The sequence below is a fragment of the Pseudomonas reinekei genome (genome assembly GCF_001945365.1).
In the GTDB taxonomy this organism is placed as follows: Bacteria; Pseudomonadota; Gammaproteobacteria; order Pseudomonadales; family Pseudomonadaceae; genus Aquipseudomonas; species Aquipseudomonas reinekei.
Genome location: NZ_MSTQ01000008.1, coordinates 38,715 through 56,489, shown reverse-complemented (window position 1 = coordinate 56,489; position 17,775 = coordinate 38,715). Strand labels below are relative to the sequence as shown.

19 protein-coding genes are annotated in these 17,775 nt (G+C 60.3%); 8 read left to right on the top strand and 11 right to left on the bottom strand.

Features of this window, described 5'->3' with window-relative positions; all coding sequences use genetic code 11:
• Positions 1 to 328 precede the first annotated feature (328 nt).
• Positions 329 to 769 (bottom strand): hypothetical protein, encoded by a 441-nt coding sequence (locus BVK86_RS15065; RefSeq protein WP_075947177.1) that lies wholly within the window; start codon positions 767 to 769, stop codon positions 329 to 331.
• Between BVK86_RS15065 and BVK86_RS15060 the strand changes: the two genes are divergently transcribed.
• Positions 768 to 1,223 carry a tRNA (cytidine(34)-2'-O)-methyltransferase gene (locus BVK86_RS15060; protein WP_075947176.1) on the top strand — a complete coding sequence of 152 codons (456 nt, stop codon included), beginning with the start codon at positions 768 to 770 and terminating at the stop codon, positions 1,221 to 1,223. The two genes, BVK86_RS15065 and BVK86_RS15060, sit on opposite strands and share 2 nt — an antisense overlap.
• A gap of 122 nt (positions 1,224 to 1,345) precedes the next feature.
• On the opposite strand, the gene secB is transcribed toward BVK86_RS15060, so the two are convergent.
• The 3 genes from secB to BVK86_RS15045 are packed head-to-tail and all read right to left on the bottom strand — an operon-like array spanning position 1,346 to position 2,543.
• Entirely contained in the window at positions 1,346 to 1,831 is a 486-nt protein-coding gene (gene secB / locus BVK86_RS15055; protein ID WP_056852207.1) for a protein-export chaperone SecB, read from the bottom strand.
• A gap of 42 nt (positions 1,832 to 1,873) precedes the next feature.
• A complete protein-coding gene (grxC, locus tag BVK86_RS15050; RefSeq protein WP_008058538.1) occupies positions 1,874 to 2,128 on the bottom strand; it encodes a glutaredoxin 3 in 255 nt (84 codons plus the stop codon).
• Between the two features lies 1 nt (position 2,129).
• The gene (locus tag BVK86_RS15045; RefSeq protein WP_056852206.1) at positions 2,130 to 2,543 is read right to left on the bottom strand and encodes a rhodanese-like domain-containing protein; all 414 of its coding nucleotides are present in this window, start codon (positions 2,541 to 2,543) and stop codon (positions 2,130 to 2,132) included.
• Positions 2,544 to 2,696: 153 nt separating this feature from the next.
• On the opposite strand from BVK86_RS15045, the gene gpmI reads away from it, so the two are divergent.
• The 4 genes from gpmI (at position 2,697) to BVK86_RS15025 (ending at position 7,900) form a co-directional block, all read left to right on the top strand.
• Positions 2,697 to 4,226, top strand: coding sequence for a 2,3-bisphosphoglycerate-independent phosphoglycerate mutase (gene gpmI / locus BVK86_RS15040; protein WP_075947175.1), 1,530 nt, complete (start codon positions 2,697 to 2,699; stop codon positions 4,224 to 4,226).
• A gap of 252 nt (positions 4,227 to 4,478) precedes the next feature.
• Positions 4,479 to 5,771, top strand: a complete 1,293-nt coding sequence (locus tag BVK86_RS15035) for a murein hydrolase activator EnvC family protein (protein ID WP_075947174.1) — start codon at positions 4,479 to 4,481, stop codon at positions 5,769 to 5,771.
• A 31-nt stretch (positions 5,772 to 5,802) separates the two neighbouring features.
• On the top strand, positions 5,803 to 7,122 hold the full coding sequence (locus BVK86_RS15030; protein WP_075947173.1) for a S41 family peptidase: 1,320 nt from the start codon (positions 5,803 to 5,805) through the stop codon (positions 7,120 to 7,122).
• A 1-nt stretch (position 7,123) separates the two neighbouring features.
• On the top strand, positions 7,124 to 7,900 hold the full coding sequence (locus tag BVK86_RS15025; RefSeq protein WP_075947172.1) for a divergent polysaccharide deacetylase family protein: 777 nt from the start codon (positions 7,124 to 7,126) through the stop codon (positions 7,898 to 7,900).
• 57 nt (positions 7,901 to 7,957) lie between these two features.
• Here BVK86_RS15025 and BVK86_RS15020 read toward each other — a convergent pair whose 3' ends face one another.
• The 7 genes from BVK86_RS15020 to BVK86_RS14990 form a co-directional block, all read right to left on the bottom strand.
• Positions 7,958 to 8,713 (bottom strand): substrate-binding periplasmic protein, encoded by a 756-nt coding sequence (locus BVK86_RS15020; RefSeq protein ID WP_075947171.1) that lies wholly within the window; start codon positions 8,711 to 8,713, stop codon positions 7,958 to 7,960.
• A 78-nt stretch (positions 8,714 to 8,791) separates the two neighbouring features.
• Positions 8,792 to 9,562 carry an imidazole glycerol phosphate synthase subunit HisF gene (hisF, locus tag BVK86_RS15015; RefSeq protein WP_007897430.1) on the bottom strand — a complete coding sequence of 257 codons (771 nt, stop codon included), beginning with the start codon at positions 9,560 to 9,562 and terminating at the stop codon, positions 8,792 to 8,794.
• 9 nt (positions 9,563 to 9,571) lie between these two features.
• A complete protein-coding gene (gene hisA / locus BVK86_RS15010; RefSeq protein ID WP_075947170.1) occupies positions 9,572 to 10,309 on the bottom strand; it encodes a 1-(5-phosphoribosyl)-5-[(5-phosphoribosylamino)methylideneamino]imidazole-4-carboxamide isomerase in 738 nt (245 codons plus the stop codon).
• A gap of 42 nt (positions 10,310 to 10,351) precedes the next feature.
• On the bottom strand, positions 10,352 to 10,612 hold the full coding sequence (locus tag BVK86_RS15005) for a DUF2164 domain-containing protein (RefSeq protein WP_075947169.1): 261 nt from the start codon (positions 10,610 to 10,612) through the stop codon (positions 10,352 to 10,354).
• Positions 10,613 to 11,251: an imidazole glycerol phosphate synthase subunit HisH gene (gene hisH, locus BVK86_RS15000; protein WP_075947168.1), complete on the bottom strand. Its 639-nt coding sequence runs from the start codon at positions 11,249 to 11,251 to the stop codon at positions 10,613 to 10,615.
• Positions 11,251 to 11,844 carry an imidazoleglycerol-phosphate dehydratase HisB gene (gene hisB, locus BVK86_RS14995; protein ID WP_007939452.1) on the bottom strand — a complete coding sequence of 198 codons (594 nt, stop codon included), beginning with the start codon at positions 11,842 to 11,844 and terminating at the stop codon, positions 11,251 to 11,253. Before hisB ends, hisH begins: the two co-directional genes overlap by 1 nt.
• Positions 11,845 to 12,115: 271 nt before the next feature.
• Entirely contained in the window at positions 12,116 to 13,777 is a 1,662-nt protein-coding gene (locus BVK86_RS14990) for an OFA family MFS transporter (protein WP_075947167.1), read from the bottom strand.
• A 357-nt stretch (positions 13,778 to 14,134) separates the two neighbouring features.
• On the opposite strand from BVK86_RS14990, the gene BVK86_RS14985 reads away from it, so the two are divergent.
• From BVK86_RS14985 to BVK86_RS14975, 3 genes are read left to right on the top strand one after another with little or no spacing between them, the layout of a single operon-like run.
• A complete protein-coding gene (locus tag BVK86_RS14985; RefSeq protein ID WP_075947166.1) occupies positions 14,135 to 16,360 on the top strand; it encodes an AsmA family protein in 2,226 nt (741 codons plus the stop codon).
• Positions 16,357 to 17,424, top strand: coding sequence for an A/G-specific adenine glycosylase (gene mutY, locus BVK86_RS14980; protein ID WP_075947165.1), 1,068 nt, complete (start codon positions 16,357 to 16,359; stop codon positions 17,422 to 17,424). Before BVK86_RS14985 ends, mutY begins: the two co-directional genes overlap by 4 nt.
• Positions 17,421 to 17,693, top strand: coding sequence for an oxidative damage protection protein (locus BVK86_RS14975; protein WP_075947164.1), 273 nt, complete (start codon positions 17,421 to 17,423; stop codon positions 17,691 to 17,693). The genes mutY and BVK86_RS14975 overlap by 4 nt, the downstream gene beginning before the upstream one ends.
• Positions 17,694 to 17,775: the final 82 nt, after the last annotated feature.

Sequence of the window (17,775 nt, the reverse complement as noted above, 5' to 3'; positions counted from 1 at the left end):
TGCAAAAACACGAAAGCCCCGTTCTACGGGGCTTTCGTCGTTCTGATGTGTTTATTAATGACCAAATATTAAAACCTGGCACGGCCCCTGCAATAACTCTTTCAAGTGAATCAGTTCACCTACCCAGTTTCGGGGACCTTGGTACAGGCAGGCCGGGGATTCCCCTCTTTACACCGGGCTCACACCGCACAAGCGACGAGCCCACCCCGTTTTGGGGTCCTTGGTACAGGCAGGCCGGGGATTCCCTCTTTACATCGGGCTCACGATGCAATGCGTGAACCCTCCCGTTTTGGGGACCTTGGTACAGGCAGGCCGGGGATTCCCTCTTTTATTGCTCTCGGAGATGGATCTCCAGCCGCCAGCGGCCATCGACCTCACCACCGGCCCACTCACCTTGCAGTGGCCGGGCCGCCACCACCGTCAGCAACAACCCCCCATCACTCAACCGAACTCGCCAGTTCACACTCTTATCGTTGAGTTTGAGCTGGCCCTGCTGTGCCTTGCCCTCGGCCTCGAACAACAACGCGACGCTGCCCTCGATGATTTCGCCGTGGGTCTTGGGTTCGTTGTTGAACCACACCACCAGCCCGTCGCTTGTCACGTCGATTTGCTGCATTACGCTGGGGTCGGGCGTGGTCAGGCGACCGATCATCAGCCCCACCATCACCCCGACAATGGCCAGCGACATCATCACCCGCGGGAATAGTTTCGAACGAGAGTCGGCTTGCGGCGTAGAATGCCGCTCATCTTTACCTTCGGAGCCGTGCATGTTTCACGTCATCCTCTTCCAACCAGAAATTCCGCCGAATACCGGCAACGTTATCAGGCTGTGCGCCAACAGTGGCTGCCACCTGCATTTGATCGAACCGCTGGGCTTCGAGATGGACGACAAGCGCCTGCGCCGGGCCGGCCTCGATTATCACGAGTATGCCACCCTGCAGCGCCACGCAGACCTCGCCAGCTGCCTGGAAAGCCTCGGTCAGCCACGGGTGTTCGCGTTCACCACCAAGGGTTCACGGCCATTCCACGATGCCAGCTTCGTCCCGGGCGACGCGTTCCTGTTCGGCCCGGAAAGCCGTGGCCTGCCCGCTGAAGTACTGGACGCCCTGCCCGCCGAACAACGCTTGCGCCTGCCAATGCGTGAAGGCTGCCGCAGCCTGAACCTGTCCAACACCGTGGCGGTGGCCGTGTACGAAGCCTGGCGCCAGAACGACTTCAAATAACCCCCCGAAACAAATGTGGGAGCGAGCCTGCTCGCGAAAGCGGTGTGTCAGACAACATCGAAGTTATCTGACACTCCCTCTTCGCGAGCAGGCTCGCTCCCACATGGGTGTCGCAAAACCGTTTATTGAACGGTTGGCGTCTCGCCCGCTGCCTGCATGCGTTGCAGCTCTTGCGCGTACAGCGCGTCGAAGTTCACCGGCGCCAGCATCAGTGCCGGGAACGAGCCACGGGTCACCAGGCTGTCCAGGGTTTCGCGAGCGTACGGGAACAGGATGTTCGGGCAGAACGCACCCAGGGTGTGGCTCATCGAAGCGTCGTCCAGGTTCTTGATCAGGAAGATACCGGCCTGTTGCACTTCGGCGATGAACGCCACTTCGTCACCGTTTTTCACGGTCACCGACAAGGTCAGCACGACTTCGTGGAAGTCAGATTCCAGAGCCTTCTGGCGGGTGTTCAGATCCAGACCGACACTCGGCTCCCACTGCTGGCGAAAAATCGCAGGGCTTTTCGGGGCTTCGAAGGACAAGTCACGTACGTAGATGCGCTGCAAGGAGAATTGCGGTGCGTTTTCTTCTTCGCTAGCTGCAGTGTTCTGTTGGTCAGTCATCTCAGATCCTTTCTGATCTTGGGCTTTTATAGGGTATGGAATTCAGGCCTTGAGCAGTGCGTCGAGCTTGCCGGCGCGCTCCAGAGCAAACAAATCATCACAACCGCCAACGTGGGTGCTGCCGATCCAGATCTGCGGCACGGACGTACGTCCGGCCTTCTGAGCCATAGCGGCACGCACCTGCGGCTTGCCATCGACCTTGATCTCTTCGAAGGCCACGCCTTTGTTCTCGAGCAGGTACTTGGCTCGGGAGCAATAAGGGCAGTAATCGCTGGAGTAGACGACGACGTTGCTCATATCACTTCACCAGCGGCAGATTGTCGGCTTTCCAGCTGGAAACACCACCGGACAGCTTGGCGGCGGTGAAACCGGCCTTCATCAGCTCGCGAGCGTGAGTGCCAGCGGTCTGGCCCATGGCGTCGACCAGGATGATGGTCTTGGCCTTGTGCTTTTCCAGCTCGCCCACGCGGGCGGTCAGTTTGTCGTGCGGAATGTTCAACGCACCGACAATGTGACCGGCGGCAAAGTCTTTGGCCGGACGGATGTCGATCACCACGCCCGCGTCTTTGTTGACCAGGCCGGTCAGTTCACCGGTGCTCAGGCTACGGCCGCCGCCCTGCATCTGATAAGCAATCAGCGCGGCCAGCAGTACGACGAAGATACCGACGAGAATGTAGTGGTTAGTGGCAAATTCAATCAGGTGAGCAACCATCGAAGGAGGTTCCAGGGCGTTAAAATGTCGGCCAGTATACACAGCCACTATGGTGGGCCAAACCCCGTCCGGCGGTGACGTGGCCGGAACTTCGCTTTAAACTGCGACTCCCTTTTTCCATTACCCCTTTTACCTCAGCCACGAGTGGATTCCATGACTACCACGCCTAAACCTTTGGTCCTGATGATTCTCGACGGCTTCGGTCACAGCGATAATCCCGAATCCAACGCGGTCTTGGCCGCGAAGAAGCCTGTGCTGGACCGCTTGTGGGCCACCGTGCCAAACGGCCTGATCTCGGGCAGCGGCATGGACGTCGGCCTGCCGGACGGCCAGATGGGCAACTCCGAAGTCGGCCACATGAACCTCGGCGCAGGCCGCGTGGTGTATCAGGACTTCACTCGCGTCACCAAGTCGATCCGCGACGGCGATTTCTTCGAGAACCCGACCATCTGCGCGGCCGTCGATAAGGCCGTCGCCGCCGGCAAAGCCGTGCACTTCATGGGCCTGCTGTCCGATGGCGGCGTGCACAGCCACCAGGATCACCTGGTGGCCATGGCTGAACTGGCCGCCAAACGTGGTGCCGAAAAGATCTACCTGCACGCGTTCCTCGATGGCCGCGATACCCCACCGAAAAGCGCAGAGTCGTCGATCGAACTGCTCGACGCCACGTTCCAGGCCTTGGGTAAAGGCCGCATCGCCAGCCTGATCGGTCGCTACTTCGCGATGGACCGTGACAACCGTTGGGACCGCGTGTCCCAAGCTTACAACCTGATCGTCGACGGTAACGGCGAATTCAACGCCGCCACCGCCCAGGAAGGCCTGCAAGCCGCTTACGCGCGTGGCGAGAGCGACGAATTCGTCAAAGCCACCTCGATTGGCGAATCGGTAAAAGTCGAAGACGGCGACGCCGTGGTGTTCATGAACTTCCGCGCCGACCGCGCCCGCGAACTGACCCGCGTGTTCGTCGAAGATGACTTCAAGGAATTCGAACGCAGCCGCCAGCCAAAACTGGCCGGCTTCGTCATGCTGACTCAATACGCGGCAAGCATTCCTGCACCCTCGGCTTTCGCCGCCGGCAGCCTGGAAAACGTGCTGGGTGATTACCTGGCGAAAAACGGCAAGACCCAGCTCCGTATTGCTGAAACCGAGAAGTATGCGCACGTGACCTTCTTCTTCTCCGGCGGCCGTGAAGAACCGTTCCCGGGCGAAGAACGCATCCTCATCCCGTCGCCGAAAGTCGCCACTTATGACTTGCAGCCGGAAATGAGCGCGCCGGAAGTCACCGACCGCATCGTCGATGCCATCGAAAACCAGCGCTACGACGTGATCGTGGTCAACTACGCCAACGGCGACATGGTCGGTCACAGCGGCGTGTTCGACGCGGCGGTGAAGGCCGTTGAATGCCTGGACCAGTGCGTCGGCCGTATCGTCGAGGCGCTGGAAAAAGTCGGCGGCGAAGCGCTGATCACCGCGGACCACGGCAACGTCGAGCAAATGTCCGACGCCGCCACCGGCCAGGCCCATACCGCGCACACCACTGAACCGGTGCCGTTCATCTATGTCGGCAAGCGCGACCTCAAGGTCCGCGAAGGCGGCGTGCTGGCGGACGTGGCGCCAACCATGCTCAAGCTGCTGGGGCTGGAGCAACCGAAGGAAATGACCGGGACTTCGATTCTGGTTTAAACCGGCCGCACAAGCACTGAAATACCCTTGTAGGAGCTGGCTTGCCAGCGATAGCCATTTGACAGTCAGCATCTGTGCTGACTGATCCTCCGCCATCGCTGGCAAGCCAGCGCCTACAGTGTTTGTGGTGGTTTTGAAGACCAAATCCCCCCACATCTCCCTCCAGTTATCACACAGTCAAATTTGGGCATTTTTTTTGCTGCCCATGGCGGGCATACTAGGCCGTCCCTTTCCCTGGTGTCGCCCGCCTCTATGCTTCGCGTCCTGATAGCCCTTGCTCTGACTTGCCTGCTCCAACCGGCCTTTGCTGATGAGCGCGCGCAAACCCAACAACAGTTGGACGCCACGCGTCAGGACATTGCCGAGCTGAAGAAACTGCTGGGCAAGTTGCAGGAAGAAAAATCCGGTGTGCAAAAAGACCTCAAGGGCACCGAGACCGAAATGGGCAAGCTCGAGAAGCAGGTCGATGCCCTGCAAAAAGAGCTGAAGAAAAGTGAATCCGAGCTGCAGCGGCTCGATGCGGAGAAAAAAAAACTCCAGAGCGCGCGCACTGAACAACAGCGACTGATCGCCATCCAGGCCCGTGCGGCCTACCAGAACGGCCGTCAGGAATACCTCAAGCTGCTGCTCAACCAGCAGAATCCGGAGAAATTCGCCCGCACACTCACCTATTACGATTACCTGAGCCAGGCCCGCATGGAGCAGTTGAAGAACTTCAACGAAACCCTGCGCCAACTGGCCAATGTCGAAAAAGACATCGCCATGCAGCAAGCGCAGTTGCTGGTACAGAAAAGCAGCCTCGACACCCGGCGCGAAGAACTCGACAAAGTCCGCCAGGAGCGCCAGCAAGTCCTGGCCAAGCTCAATGCAGACGTGAAGGCCCGCGACCAGAAACTGGCAGCCCGCGAGCAGGATCAGGCAGACCTGTCTAAAGTCCTTAAAACCATTGAAGAAACCTTGGCTCGCCAGGCCCGCGAGGCAGAAGAAGCGCGACAAAAAGCGCTGATTGCCCAGCAGGAAGCCGAAAAAAAGCGTTTACGTGAGGCCCAGGCTCAAGCAGATGAGACTGACGCCCCACGCAAACCGGTTAAATCATCACCTGGCGCATTGGTTTCAAGCTCCGGCGAAACCTTCGGCGGTGCATTTGCGTCAACTCGCGGCAAACTTCCCTGGCCTGTCGATGGTCGACTGGTGGCACGCTTCGGTGAAAGCCGTGGCGACGATGCCCGGACCAAGTGGGACGGCGTGATGATCGGCGCTTCAGCCGGCAGCACCGTGCATGCGGTGCATGGCGGGCGCGTGGTGTTCGCCGACTGGTTGCGCGGCGCCGGGCTGCTGGTGATTCTCGACCACGGCAACGGTTTTTTGAGTCTTTATGGTCACAACCAGACACTGCTCAAGTCTGCGGGTGACGTGGTAAAAGCCGGTGAGTCGATTTCCACTGTCGGTAGCAGTGGCGGACAAGACACACCAGCGTTGTATTTTGCGATTCGTCAGCAGGGTCACCCGAGTGACCCGGCACAATGGTGTCGCGCGCAAGGATAAGTGCGCCATCCAATTCAGGAGTTCGTTCGACATGCTGCATTTGTCCCGCCTTACCTCGCTGGCCCTGACGATCGCCCTGGTGATCGGCGCGCCTCTGGCGTTTGCCGCTCAACCGGCCCCGGCGGTCGCGCCTGCGGGCACTGCTGCGACCACCAAGGCGCCATTGCCGCTGGAAGAGTTGCGCACCTTTGCCGAGGTCATGGATCGGATCAAAGCCGCTTATGTCGAACCGGTAGACGACAAGACCCTGCTGGAAAACGCGATCAAGGGCATGCTCAGCAATCTTGACCCGCACTCCGCCTACCTGGGGCCTGAAGACTTCGCCGAGTTGCAGGAAAGCACCAGTGGCGAGTTCGGTGGCCTGGGCATCGAAGTCGGTGCCGAAGACGGGTTCATCAAAGTGGTGTCGCCCATCGACGACACTCCAGCCTCCAAGGCTGGCATCCAGGCCGGCGACTTCATCGTCAAGATCAACGGCCAGCCGACCCGCGGCCAGAGCATGACCGAAGCCGTGGACAAGATGCGCGGCAAGATCGGCGAGAAAATCACCCTGACGCTGGTACGCGACGGCGGCACGCCGTTCGACGTAACCCTGGCCCGCGCCATCATTCAAGTGAAGAGCGTGAAGAGCCAGTTGCTGGAGTCCGGCTACGGCTACATCCGCATCACCCAGTTCCAGGTCAAGACCGGTGAAGAAGTCTCCAAAGCCCTGGCCAAGCTGCGCAAGGACAACGGCAAGAAGCTCAAGGGCATCATTCTCGACCTGCGCAACAACCCGGGCGGCGTGCTGCAATCGGCGGTTGAAGTGGTCGACCATTTCATCACCAAAGGCCTGATCGTTTACACCAAGGGCCGGATCGCCAACTCCGAGCTGCGCTTCAACGCCACGGGCAAGGACGAAAGCGAAGCCGTGCCGATGGTTGCGCTGATCAACGGCGGCAGCGCCTCGGCTTCGGAAATCGTCGCCGGCGCTCTGCAGGATCAGAAGCGTGCGGTGATCATGGGGACGCCAAGTTTCGGTAAAGGCTCGGTGCAAACCGTGCTGCCGCTGAACAATGATCGCGCCCTGAAAATCACCACGGCGCTGTACTACACGCCGAATGGTCGCTCGATCCAGGCCCAGGGCATCGTGCCGGACATCGAAGTGCGCAAGGCCAAGATCACCAGCGAGCAGGACAGCGAGTACTTCAAGGAAGCTGATCTGCAAGGCCATCTGGGTAATGGCAACGGCGGCGCCGACAAGCCAAGCGGCTCCGGCGGCAAAGCCAAGCCGATGCCACAGGACGACGATTACCAGCTGGCCCAGGCCCTGAGCCTGCTCAAAGGGCTGAGCATCACGTCCGGCCGCTGAGATGTTTGTGCGGTTAGCCCTGGCTCTGGTGGGCTGCCTGGCGGGCGTGGTTCACGCCACCCCCGCCGCAGCAGCGCCACAAAAGGCCTATCTGAGCTTGATCATCGATGACCTGGGGCAGAGCCTGCCCCGGGATCGCCGCGTGCTGGCCCTGCCCGGACCGGTGACCACCGCGATCATGCCCGACACCCCCCACGCCACCGAATTCGCCCGCGAAGCCCATCGCGCCGGCAAAATCGTCATCCTCCATATGCCCATGGACCCGGCCACCGGGCCGTTTGCCTGGCATCCCGAGCTTCCCATCGAAGAGCTTGAGAAACGCCTGAACGCGGCGTTCAAAAGGGTCCCCTACACCGCCGGCATCAACAACCACATGGGCAGCCGCATGACCGCGCAACCCGCCGCCATGGCCTGGTTGATGGCGGACTTGCAGCGTCGTCATAAGTTTTTTGTCGACAGCCGCACCAGTGCGCAAACCGTGGCGGCGCAGCAGGCACAGAAGATTGATCTGGCGAGCGTGTCGCGGGATGTGTTCCTCGATGATGAGCGCACTGAAGTGGCGATCTTCACTCAGCTGCAGACAGCCATCAGCCTGGCGCACAAACAGGGTTCGGCGGTGATGATCGGGCATCCGTATCCGCAAACGCTGGCGGTGCTGGAGCGTGAGCTGCCGAAGCTGAAGGCTCAAGGGATTGAGTGGATCGACATCAGGCAGATGATCAGCGTGCGCAGCAATCGGGCGACGGCGGCGCATGGCAAGGATGGGCTTTACCGATAAAAAACCTGTGGGAGCGAGCAAGCACACTTCCACAGTGGTTTTGTGCCGCTGCGAGGTTCAGAGATACTTCGCCATGATGTCGTCCACCACGCCTTCCTTGCGCAGTTGATCCAGCGCCGCCTGCAGCTTGGCAACCGTTTCGTCCGGCACATCCTTGTTCAACGCCAGGTACAACTCGGCGCTGTTGAAGCGCAATACCGTCTTTAGGCCGATCACGCCTTCCTGACGCGCCAGGTAGCGCCCGGCGGGGTCGCCAGTGGCCCACAGATCGATCTGGCCGCTGACCAGTTTCTTCGCGTTGTCCTGATCGCGCAGGACCACCACCGGCTTCAAGCCTTGCTTGGCCAGGGTCATGGCAATGGCGTCACCCTTGTACGCACCGACCTTGTACTTGCGCGCGTCATCCAGATTTTCGAGGGTGATTTTACTGTCAGCCTTGGCCAGCATGATCCAGTCGTCCGGACCGATCGGCCCGACCCATTTGAAGAGTCTCTCGCGATCGGGCAACCGCGCCATCACAAAGGCACCGTAACCGGGGTTTTCCAGGGCGAGTTTGTACACTCGCTCCCAAGGAAAGCGCAGGGTCAGGCTATAGGTGATGTCGGCACGCTTGAATATTTCGCGGACGATGTCCGTGGCGATGCCATCAATGTTGTCGCCCTGGGCGAAGTTCTTGCCGTTCTTCGCCATGTTGTACGGAGGGAAGTTCTCCGTCAGCAACACCATGTCGGTGTCGGGACTGTCTGCGGCGTGCGCCGCACTGACGAACAACAGAGAAGCGCTGGCGAGGGCAAAAAGAAGACGTTTAAACATGTCTGGCTACCGAAATCCATGGCGTGCCCAAGAGTGCCTTGAGCTCGCCATGATGTCTACTGGCCTGCATCGGTTTGTTTAGCGCATCACGATTCCGCGATGGGCCATGTAGGCCTTGGCTTCCTGCACGGTGTATTCGCCGAAGTGGAAAATACTCGCCGCCAGCACTGCGCTGGCGTGACCTTCGAGGATGCCGTCGGCCAGATGCTGCAGGTTGCCGACACCGCCGGACGCGATCACCGGAATGCCCAGCGCATCGCTGATGGCGCGGGTCACGCCCAGGTCGAAGCCGTTTTTCATGCCGTCCTGGTCCATGCTGGTCAGGAGGATTTCACCGGCACCGAGGCCTTCCATTTTCTTCGCCCACTCGACCGCGTCGAGGCCGGTCGGCTTGCGGCCGCCATGGGTGAAGATTTCCCAGCGCGGGGTTTCGCCCGGACCGGAGACTTTCTTTGCATCGATGGCAACAACGATGCACTGCGAGCCGAAATGCTGCGCGGCTTCGCCGACGAACTCCGGGTTGAACACCGCTGCGGTGTTGATCGACACCTTGTCCGCGCCGGCATTGAGCAGGTTGCGGATGTCTTGCACGGTGCGTACGCCACCGCCCACGGTCAGCGGGATGAACACCTGGCTGGCCATGCGCTCGACGGTATGCAGCGTGGTGTCGCGGCCATCGACGCTGGCGGTAATGTCGAGAAAGGTAATCTCGTCGGCCCCTTGCTCGTCATAACGACGGGCAATTTCCACCGGGTCACCGGCGTCGCGGATGTTTTCGAATTTCACACCCTTGACCACCCGGCCGTTGTCCACGTCCAGGCAAGGGATGATGCGTTTGGCCAGCGCCATGGTCAGTCCTCAGCCTTTGTACGAATCGCAGAAAGCTTGCGCTTCAGCGACGTCGAGAGTGCCTTCGTAGATCGCACGGCCGGTGATGGCACCGATGATGCCTGGCGCCTTGGCGTCGAGCAGGGTCTTGATGTCACCCAGATTGTGGATGCCACCGGAAGCGATCACCGGAATTGATGTGGCAGCCGCCAGCGCGGCGGTGAACGGAACGTTGCAGCCCTGCATCATGCCGTCTTTGGCGATGTCGGTATAAACAATGGCGGACACGCCGTCGGCTTCAAACTGCTTGGCCAGGTCGATCACCTGGATGGTGCTGATTTCAGCCCAGCCGTCGGTGGCGACGAAACCGTCCTTGGCGTCCAGACCAACGATCACTTTGCCCGGGAACGCACGGCAGGCTTCGGCGACGAAGGCCGGATCTTTCACGGCTTTGGTGCCGATGATCACGTAGCTGACGCCAGCCTTGACGTAGTGCTCGATGGTTTCCAGGGAACGGATACCGCCGCCGATCTGGATCGGCAGGTTCGGGTAGCGCCTGGCGATCGCGGTGACCACTTCGCCGTTGACCGGCTGGCCTTCGAACGCGCCGTTCAGGTCGACCAGATGCAGACGACGGCAACCGCCCTCCACCCACTTGGCAGCCATGCTCACCGGGTCATCGGAAAACACCGTGGAATCTTCCATGCGGCCCTGGCGCAGACGAACACAGGCGCCGTCTTTAAGATCGATAGCGGGAATAATCAGCATCTGGCAAACCTTCAAATTTGAATGTTCAGCTTGGCTCGGAAATCAGTTTTTCTCGAGCGCCCACAGGTCGCTTTCGATGCTTTCGAACCTCTCTTTGAGGTGCGCCTGCACATCGAAAATCGCCCTGTTGTAATAGTGCGGAGCAATTTCGCGGGTAAACAGCTCAAGAATCTCAGCCGCCTCGAACGAGCCGAGGTCGAGTTCAAAGCGATCTTCCATGAAACGCTTGATCTTGCGATTGGCCTCGCTCTCCTGCTCGGGAGTGAGGGTCAGGATCGGCGGCCTGGATTTCTTGACGGCCATTTACCAACGACCGTCCCACGCAGCGAAGTTCTGCAGCAATTGCAGGCCATGGGTATGGCTTTTCTCCGGGTGGAACTGCACGGCGAAGCGCGAGCCATCGGCCAGCGCTGCAGCGAAATCGACACCATAGTGACCGCCGCCCACCACCTGACGCGCGTTGGCGGCGGCGATGTAGTAGCTGTGCACGAAGTAGAAACGCGCCATGTCAGGAATGTCGTGCCACAGCGGGTGACTGACCTTCTGCTGCACTTCGTTCCAGCCCATGTGCGGGACTTTCAGGTGTTCGCCGTCTTCATGCAGGTCTTTGCCGAAGAACTTCACCGCGCCCGGGAACAGGCCGATGCAATCGACACCGTCGTTCTCTTCGCTGGTGTCGAGCAAGGCTTGCATGCCGACACAGATGCCGAGGAACGGACGGTCCTGGCTGACTTCACGCACCAGCGAATCGAAACCGAGACGACGGATCTCCGCCATGCAATCGCGAATCGCACCGACACCGGGGAAAACCACCCGGTCGGCTTCGCGAATCACGTTGGCATCGCTGGTGATCAAAACCTTGCCGGCACCCACGTGCTCGAGGGCCTTGGCCACCGAGTGCAGGTTGCCCATGCCGTAATCGATTACCGCGACTGTCTGCATTACAGAACGCCCTTGGTCGATGGCATCTGCCCGGCCATGCGGTCATCGAGCTCAACGGCCATGCGCAGGGCGCGGCCGAAAGCCTTGAACACGGTTTCGATCTGGTGGTGGGTGTTGTGCCCACGCAGGTTGTCGATGTGCAGGGTGACGTTGGCGTGGTTGACGAAGCCCTGGAAGAATTCCTGGAACAGGTCAACGTCGAAGCCGCCGACGGTGGCACGGGTGTACGGAACGTGCATCTGCAGGCCTGGACGGCCAGAGAAATCGATCACGACGCGCGACAACGCTTCATCGAGCGGCACGTAGGCGTGGCCGTAGCGACGGATGCCTTTCTTGTCGCCGATGGCTTTGGTGAAAGCCTGGCCGAGGGTGATTCCGACGTCTTCCACGGTGTGGTGGTCATCGATATGCAGGTCGCCCTTGCTGACAATATCCAGGTCGATCAGCCCGTGACGGGCGATCTGGTCCAGCATGTGCTCAAGAAAAGGAACACCGATATCGAATCGGGCCTTTCCGGTGCCATCAAGGTTGATCGAGGCTTTGATCTGGGTTTCCAGAGTGTCGCGCTCGACAGACGCCATACGTTCGGCCATCACCAGCTCCGCAAAATCATTGGGCGAAAAAGGCAACCATTATAGGCACGCGGGCGCGAAACAGAAACACGGGAGGTGATAAGACTGACGGAGTGAATCCGGGGGTGTAGCGGATAGACATGTGCATACAAGCCGCTTGCACACACCACAAAACAAATGTGGGAGCGAGCCTGCTCGCGAAGAGGCCTTCACATTCGACATCTCTGTCGACTGTCAGACCGCATTCGCGAGCAGGCTCGCTCCCACAAGGGGTGATGCGTTTACCGTTTACTTAATGAAACAGTACTGCCGTCTTCTGCAGGGTCACCCAGACACCCCACGCCAACGGAATACCCACCGCCAGCCAGGCAGCAATCGCCAGAGGCTTGGAGCCCGGCGCCGCTTTCCACTCCAGCGAAGTGCTGGCGTCAGCACCTTTGTCGTGGCCCAGCGCCTGTTCGGCAGCCAGTTCCGCGTCGGTCATGAAGTACTTGTCTGCCACCGGACGCACCAGCAGGTTGCAAATGAAACCCAGCACCAGCAGGCCGGCGAGGATGTACAAGGTGATGTCGTAGGCTGCCGCACGCTCAACGCCGATGCTCAGCTGATACTCGCGCAGGTAGTTCACCAGTACCGGACCCAACACGCCCGCCGCAGCCCATGCGGTCAGCAGACGACCGTGGATCGCGCCGACCATTTGCGTACCGAACAGATCCGCGAGATACGCAGGAACGGTGGCAAAACCGCCGCCATACATCGACAGGATGACGCAGAACGCCGCCACGAACAGGGCGACGCTGCCCAGGTGACCCAGGTTCGGAATCAATGCGTACAGCGCAAAGCCCAGGGCGAAGAACACGAAGTAGGTGTTTTTGCGGCCCAGGTAGTCCGAGAACGATGCCCAGAAGAACCGGCCACCGATGTTGAACAAGCTCAGCAGACCGGTGAAACCGGCGGCGATCGCGGCGATCGAGGCCAGTTGCCCCGCATCCAGCTGACCGAACGGCAGGTCATTGCCCAGCAATTTGCCGCCGAACACTTCCTGCAACAGCGGCGAAGCCATGCCCAGGATGCCGATACCCGCCGAAACGTTCAGGCACAGCACCAGCCACACCAGACGGAATTGCGGGGTTTTCCACGCCACGTTCACGTGTACGTGACGGTTGGTGATCATCGCGTTCGAGGCTTTTTTCGCCGGAGCGGTCCAGCCTTCAGGCTTCCAGCCGGTTGGCGGCACGCGGTAAGACAGTGCGCCACCGATCATGAACACGAAGTAGATCGCGGCCATCGCCACGAAGCTCTGCCATACGCCCACGCTTTCTGGCGAACCGAAATGGCTCATCAGGGCAGTCGCCAACGGTGCACCGACCATCGCGCCGCCACCGAAGCCCATGATCGCCATGCCGGTCGCCATGCCGCGCTTGTCCGGGAACCACTTGATCAGGGTCGACACCGGCGAGATATAACCCAGGCCCAGGCCGATACCACCGATGACCCCGGAGCCGATCCACATCAGCCAGATCTGGTGCGTGTAGATGCCCAGCGCCGAAATCAGCAGACCGCCACACCAGCACAGAGCCGATACAACGCCGGCCTTGCGTGGCCCGGCATGTTCCAGCCAGCCGCCCCAGATGGCTGCCGAGCAACCCAGGAAGATGAAGAACAGGGTGTAGATCCAACCGAGCATCGAGATCGGCCAGTCGCATTGCGAAGAAAAGACTTGAGCGATGAAGCTCATGTCCGGAGCACAGGCCATCGGCTTGGTGATGCCCAGCGCCTTGGACAGTGGCAACCAGAACACCGAGAAGCCGTAGGCCATGCCGATGCACAGGTGGATGGCCAGAGCGGCCGGTGGTACCAGCCAACGGTTGAAACCGGGCTTGGCGATAATGCGTTCCTTGGACAGGAACGCGGGCTGGTCGGCATAACCGTCCGCCGCGATACTCGTGGTCATTGTGTATCCCCCAATTATTAGAATGGTTCGCTAGCCACTCTTCACCCCCAGCCTTAATGCGCACGCATGACTGTTTTTTTAAGGTGAAGCTCCATTTTGGTGCGGCATCAAGTCGCAGAAGGACCGACGAACGGACGAAGGTTACCATTTGCACGTGACAGAAAAACCAAAGTGATATCAGTTTTTGTACGTTATCCGATCTCTGGCACCCAGGAACCACCCCGCCGATCATCGCCGGGCGGCGAAATGAACAGGCCGCTCGATACTCTGTCCTAGTGATCGCTGACCGGTCGTCTCTCTCGGAGCGCTATACTCCCCGGCTAAATTTTGAATTCGACTAACTACAAGGACTCGCCCATGAAAGCGTTCGGCAAAATCCTGGGTCTGGTACTTCTCGGGCTGTTGCTGATCATTGTGGCGCTGGGCTTTGCCCTGACCCACCTCTTCGATCCCAACGACTACAAAGACGAGATTCGCCAGATTGCCCGCGACAAGGCCCACATCGAGCTGACGCTCAATGGCGATATCGGCTGGAGCCTGTTCCCGTGGCTGGGCCTGGAACTGCACGATGCCGGTGTCGCGACCCTGACCAAGCCCAACGAGCCATTCGCCGACCTGCAGATGCTTGGCCTGTCGGTCCGCGTACTGCCGTTGCTGCGCCGCGAAGTGCAGATGAGCGATGTGCGCGTTGAAGGCCTCAACCTGCGCCTGACCCGCGACAAGGATGGTCATGGCAATTGGGAAGACATCGGCAAAGTGGCGAAACCGGCGACCCCGGATTCCCCGCCGGCAACCCCTGGCGAAGCCGAGACGCAAACCGCCGCCCAGGTAGAAAAACCAGCCCAGCCGATTCGCCTGGACATCGACAGCCTGACCGTCAACAACGCCCGCGTCGAATACAACGACGAAAAAACCGGCAAGCAATTCAGCGCCGAAAGCATCCAGCTGAGCACCGGCCCGGTGCATGACTCCACCAACATTCCGGTGAAGCTCACCGCATTCCTCGGAACCAACCAGCCGGTTCTGCGGGTGCGCACCGAACTCAACGGCGAGCTGCGTTTCGAGCGTGCCTTGCAGCGCTACAAACTCGAAGACATGAAACTGTCCGGTGAGGTCGCTGGTGATCCGCTGCAAGGCAAGACCATGACCTTCGCCGCCCAGGGCCAGTTGCTGCTGGACCGGGCTGCCAACGTTGCCGAGTGGACCGGCATCAAGATCTCCGCCAATCAGCTGCGTGCACTGGGAGAGTTGAAGGTCAACGATCTCGACAAGACCCCGCAAGTCAGCGGCGGCCTGTCGATCGCCCAGTTCGACCTGGCAAAATTCGTCGACAGCATCGGCCAGAAACTCCCCGCCATGGCCGAAGGCAGCCTGAGCAAAGTGGAGCTGGCAACCCGTCTCGCGGGCACGCCTTCCAGCCTCACGCTCGACGACATCAACCTCAAACTCGACGACAGCACCTTCAGCGGCCGCATCGCCGTCGAGGACTTCGCCAAGCAATCCCTGCGCGCCACCCTCAAGGCCGACACCTTCAACGTCGACCGCTACCTGGCGCCGAAGTCGGCCGAAGCCAATAGCGCCAAGCAAGTGCGCCAGGCCGAAGTCGCCAGCACCGAAGCCGATGCAGTGGCGGGTGCCGGCAGCACACCGCTGCCGCAATCGCCGACCAAAGAGGCCTGGAGCAGCGAGCGTCTGTTGCCAGTGGAGCGCCTGAGCAAACTGGATGTGGACGCCGACCTGACCTTCGGCCAGTTGACCCTGGAAAAACTGCCGATCCGCAACGCGGTACTCAAGGCCAACGGCCAGGGTGGCCTGCTGACACTGGCGAGCCTGCGCGGCGACTTGTACGAAGGTAACTTCGACGCCAAGGGCACCCTCGATGTGCGCCAGCAGGCGCCTGTGCTGAACATGCAGACGCAGATCAGCCGCGTACCGGTGGAAAAAATCCTCGAAAGCCAGGGTAAAGAACCACCGGTCAAAGGTCTGGTCACGCTCAACAGCACCCTGACCGGCACCGGCAACAGCCAGAAAGCCCTGATCGAAACCCTCAATGGCAACGCCAGTTTCGTCATCAACAACGGCGTACTGCTCAATGCCAACCTCGAGCAGCAACTGTGTAAAGGCATCGCCACGCTCAATCGCAAAACCCTCAGCGGCGAGCCACGGGGCAAGGACACACCGTTCCAGGAGCTCAAGGGCAACCTCAATTTCCGTAACGGCGTGGCCAGCAACCCGGATCTGAAAGTGCGCATCCCGGGCATGACCGTCAACGCTGACGGCGATGTCGATTTGCGAGTGCTGGGTATGGATTACCGCGTGGGCATCGTTGTCGAAGGCGATACCAGCGCCATGCCGGACCCGGCCTGTCAGGTGGGCGAGAAATTCGTCGGCATCGAGTGGCCGCTGCGTTGCCGTGGCCCGCTGGAGCTGGGCGCCAAGGCTTGCCGACTCGACAACGAACGCATGGGCCAGGTTGCGAGCAAACTGGCGGGCGAACGCATCAGCGAAAAAATCGACGAGAAGCTGGGCGACAAAGTCAGCCCGGAACTCAAAGACGCACTCAAGGGGCTGTTCAAGCGATGAGAGCCGAGCAGTTTTCAACGGCGGTGCTGGAATGGTTCGACCGCCATGGCCGGCATGACCTGCCCTGGCAACAAGACATCAACCCGTATCGGGTGTGGGTCTCGGAAATCATGCTGCAGCAGACTCAGGTCAGCACCGTGCTCAATTACTTCGACCGGTTCATGGCTTCGCTGCCGACGGTCGAAGCCTTGGCCGCTGCGCCGGAAGACGAAGTGCTGCACCTGTGGACCGGCCTGGGTTACTACACCCGCGCGCGCAATCTGCAGAAGACCGCGAAGATCGTCGTCGAGCAGTACGGCGGCGAATTTCCCCCGGATGTGGAAAAGCTCACTGACCTGCCGGGCATCGGCCTGTCCACCGCTGGCGCGATCGCCAGCATCAGCATGGGCCTGCGCGCGCCAATTCTCGACGGCAACGTCAAACGCGTGCTGGCGCGCTTTACCGCGCAAGAGGGCTACCCCGGCGAGCCGAAGGTCGCCAAACAGCTCTGGGCGAACGCTGAGCGCTTTACGCCCCATGATCGGGTCAACGCCTACACCCAGGCGATGATGGACCTGGGCGCGACGCTCTGCACCCGCAGTAAACCCAGCTGCCTGCTGTGTCCGCTGGAGAAAGGTTGCGAAGCGCACATGCTCGGCCTGGAAACACGCTACCCGATTCCCAAGCCGCGCAAAGCCATCCCGCAGAAACGCACGCTGATGCCGATGCTCGCCAACGGCGAAGGTGCGATCCTGCTTTACCGTCGCCCGTCCACGGGCTTGTGGGGCGGTTTATGGAGCCTGCCGGAACTCGACGACCTCGATGACCTGCAACACCTGGCTTCGCAACACTCGCTGGAACTGGGCACGCAGCAATCGCTGCCGAGCCTGGTGCACACCTTCAGCCATTTCCAATTGTCCATCGAACCCTGGCTGGTCCAGGTCCAGGAAGCCGGCCATCACGTGGCCGAGGCCGACTGGCTCTGGTATAACCTCGCCACCCCGCCGCGCCTGGGCCTTGCCGCCCCGGTCAAAACCTTGCTCGAACGCGCGGCCGCCGTATTGAACGCAGGAGAGTCGTCATGACCCGCACCATCATGTGCCGCAAGTACCAAGAAGAATTGCCAGGCCTGGAGCGCGCTCCGTTCCCGGGCGCCAAAGGCCAGGATATTTTTGACCACGTCTCGGCCAAGGCCTGGGCTGACTGGCAAAAACACCAGACCCTGCTGATCAACGAAAAACGCCTGAACATGATGAACGCCGAAGATCGCAAATATCTTCAGGGCGAAATGGACAAGTTCTTTTCCGGCGAGGAATACGCCAAGGCCGAAGGCTACGTGCCGCCGTCGGAGTAACCCCGCTAAATCGGGGGTTGGATCGTAAGCGACGGTAATAATTAAAATTTTTTTGAAAACTTGCTTGACGACCCCCTGAAAA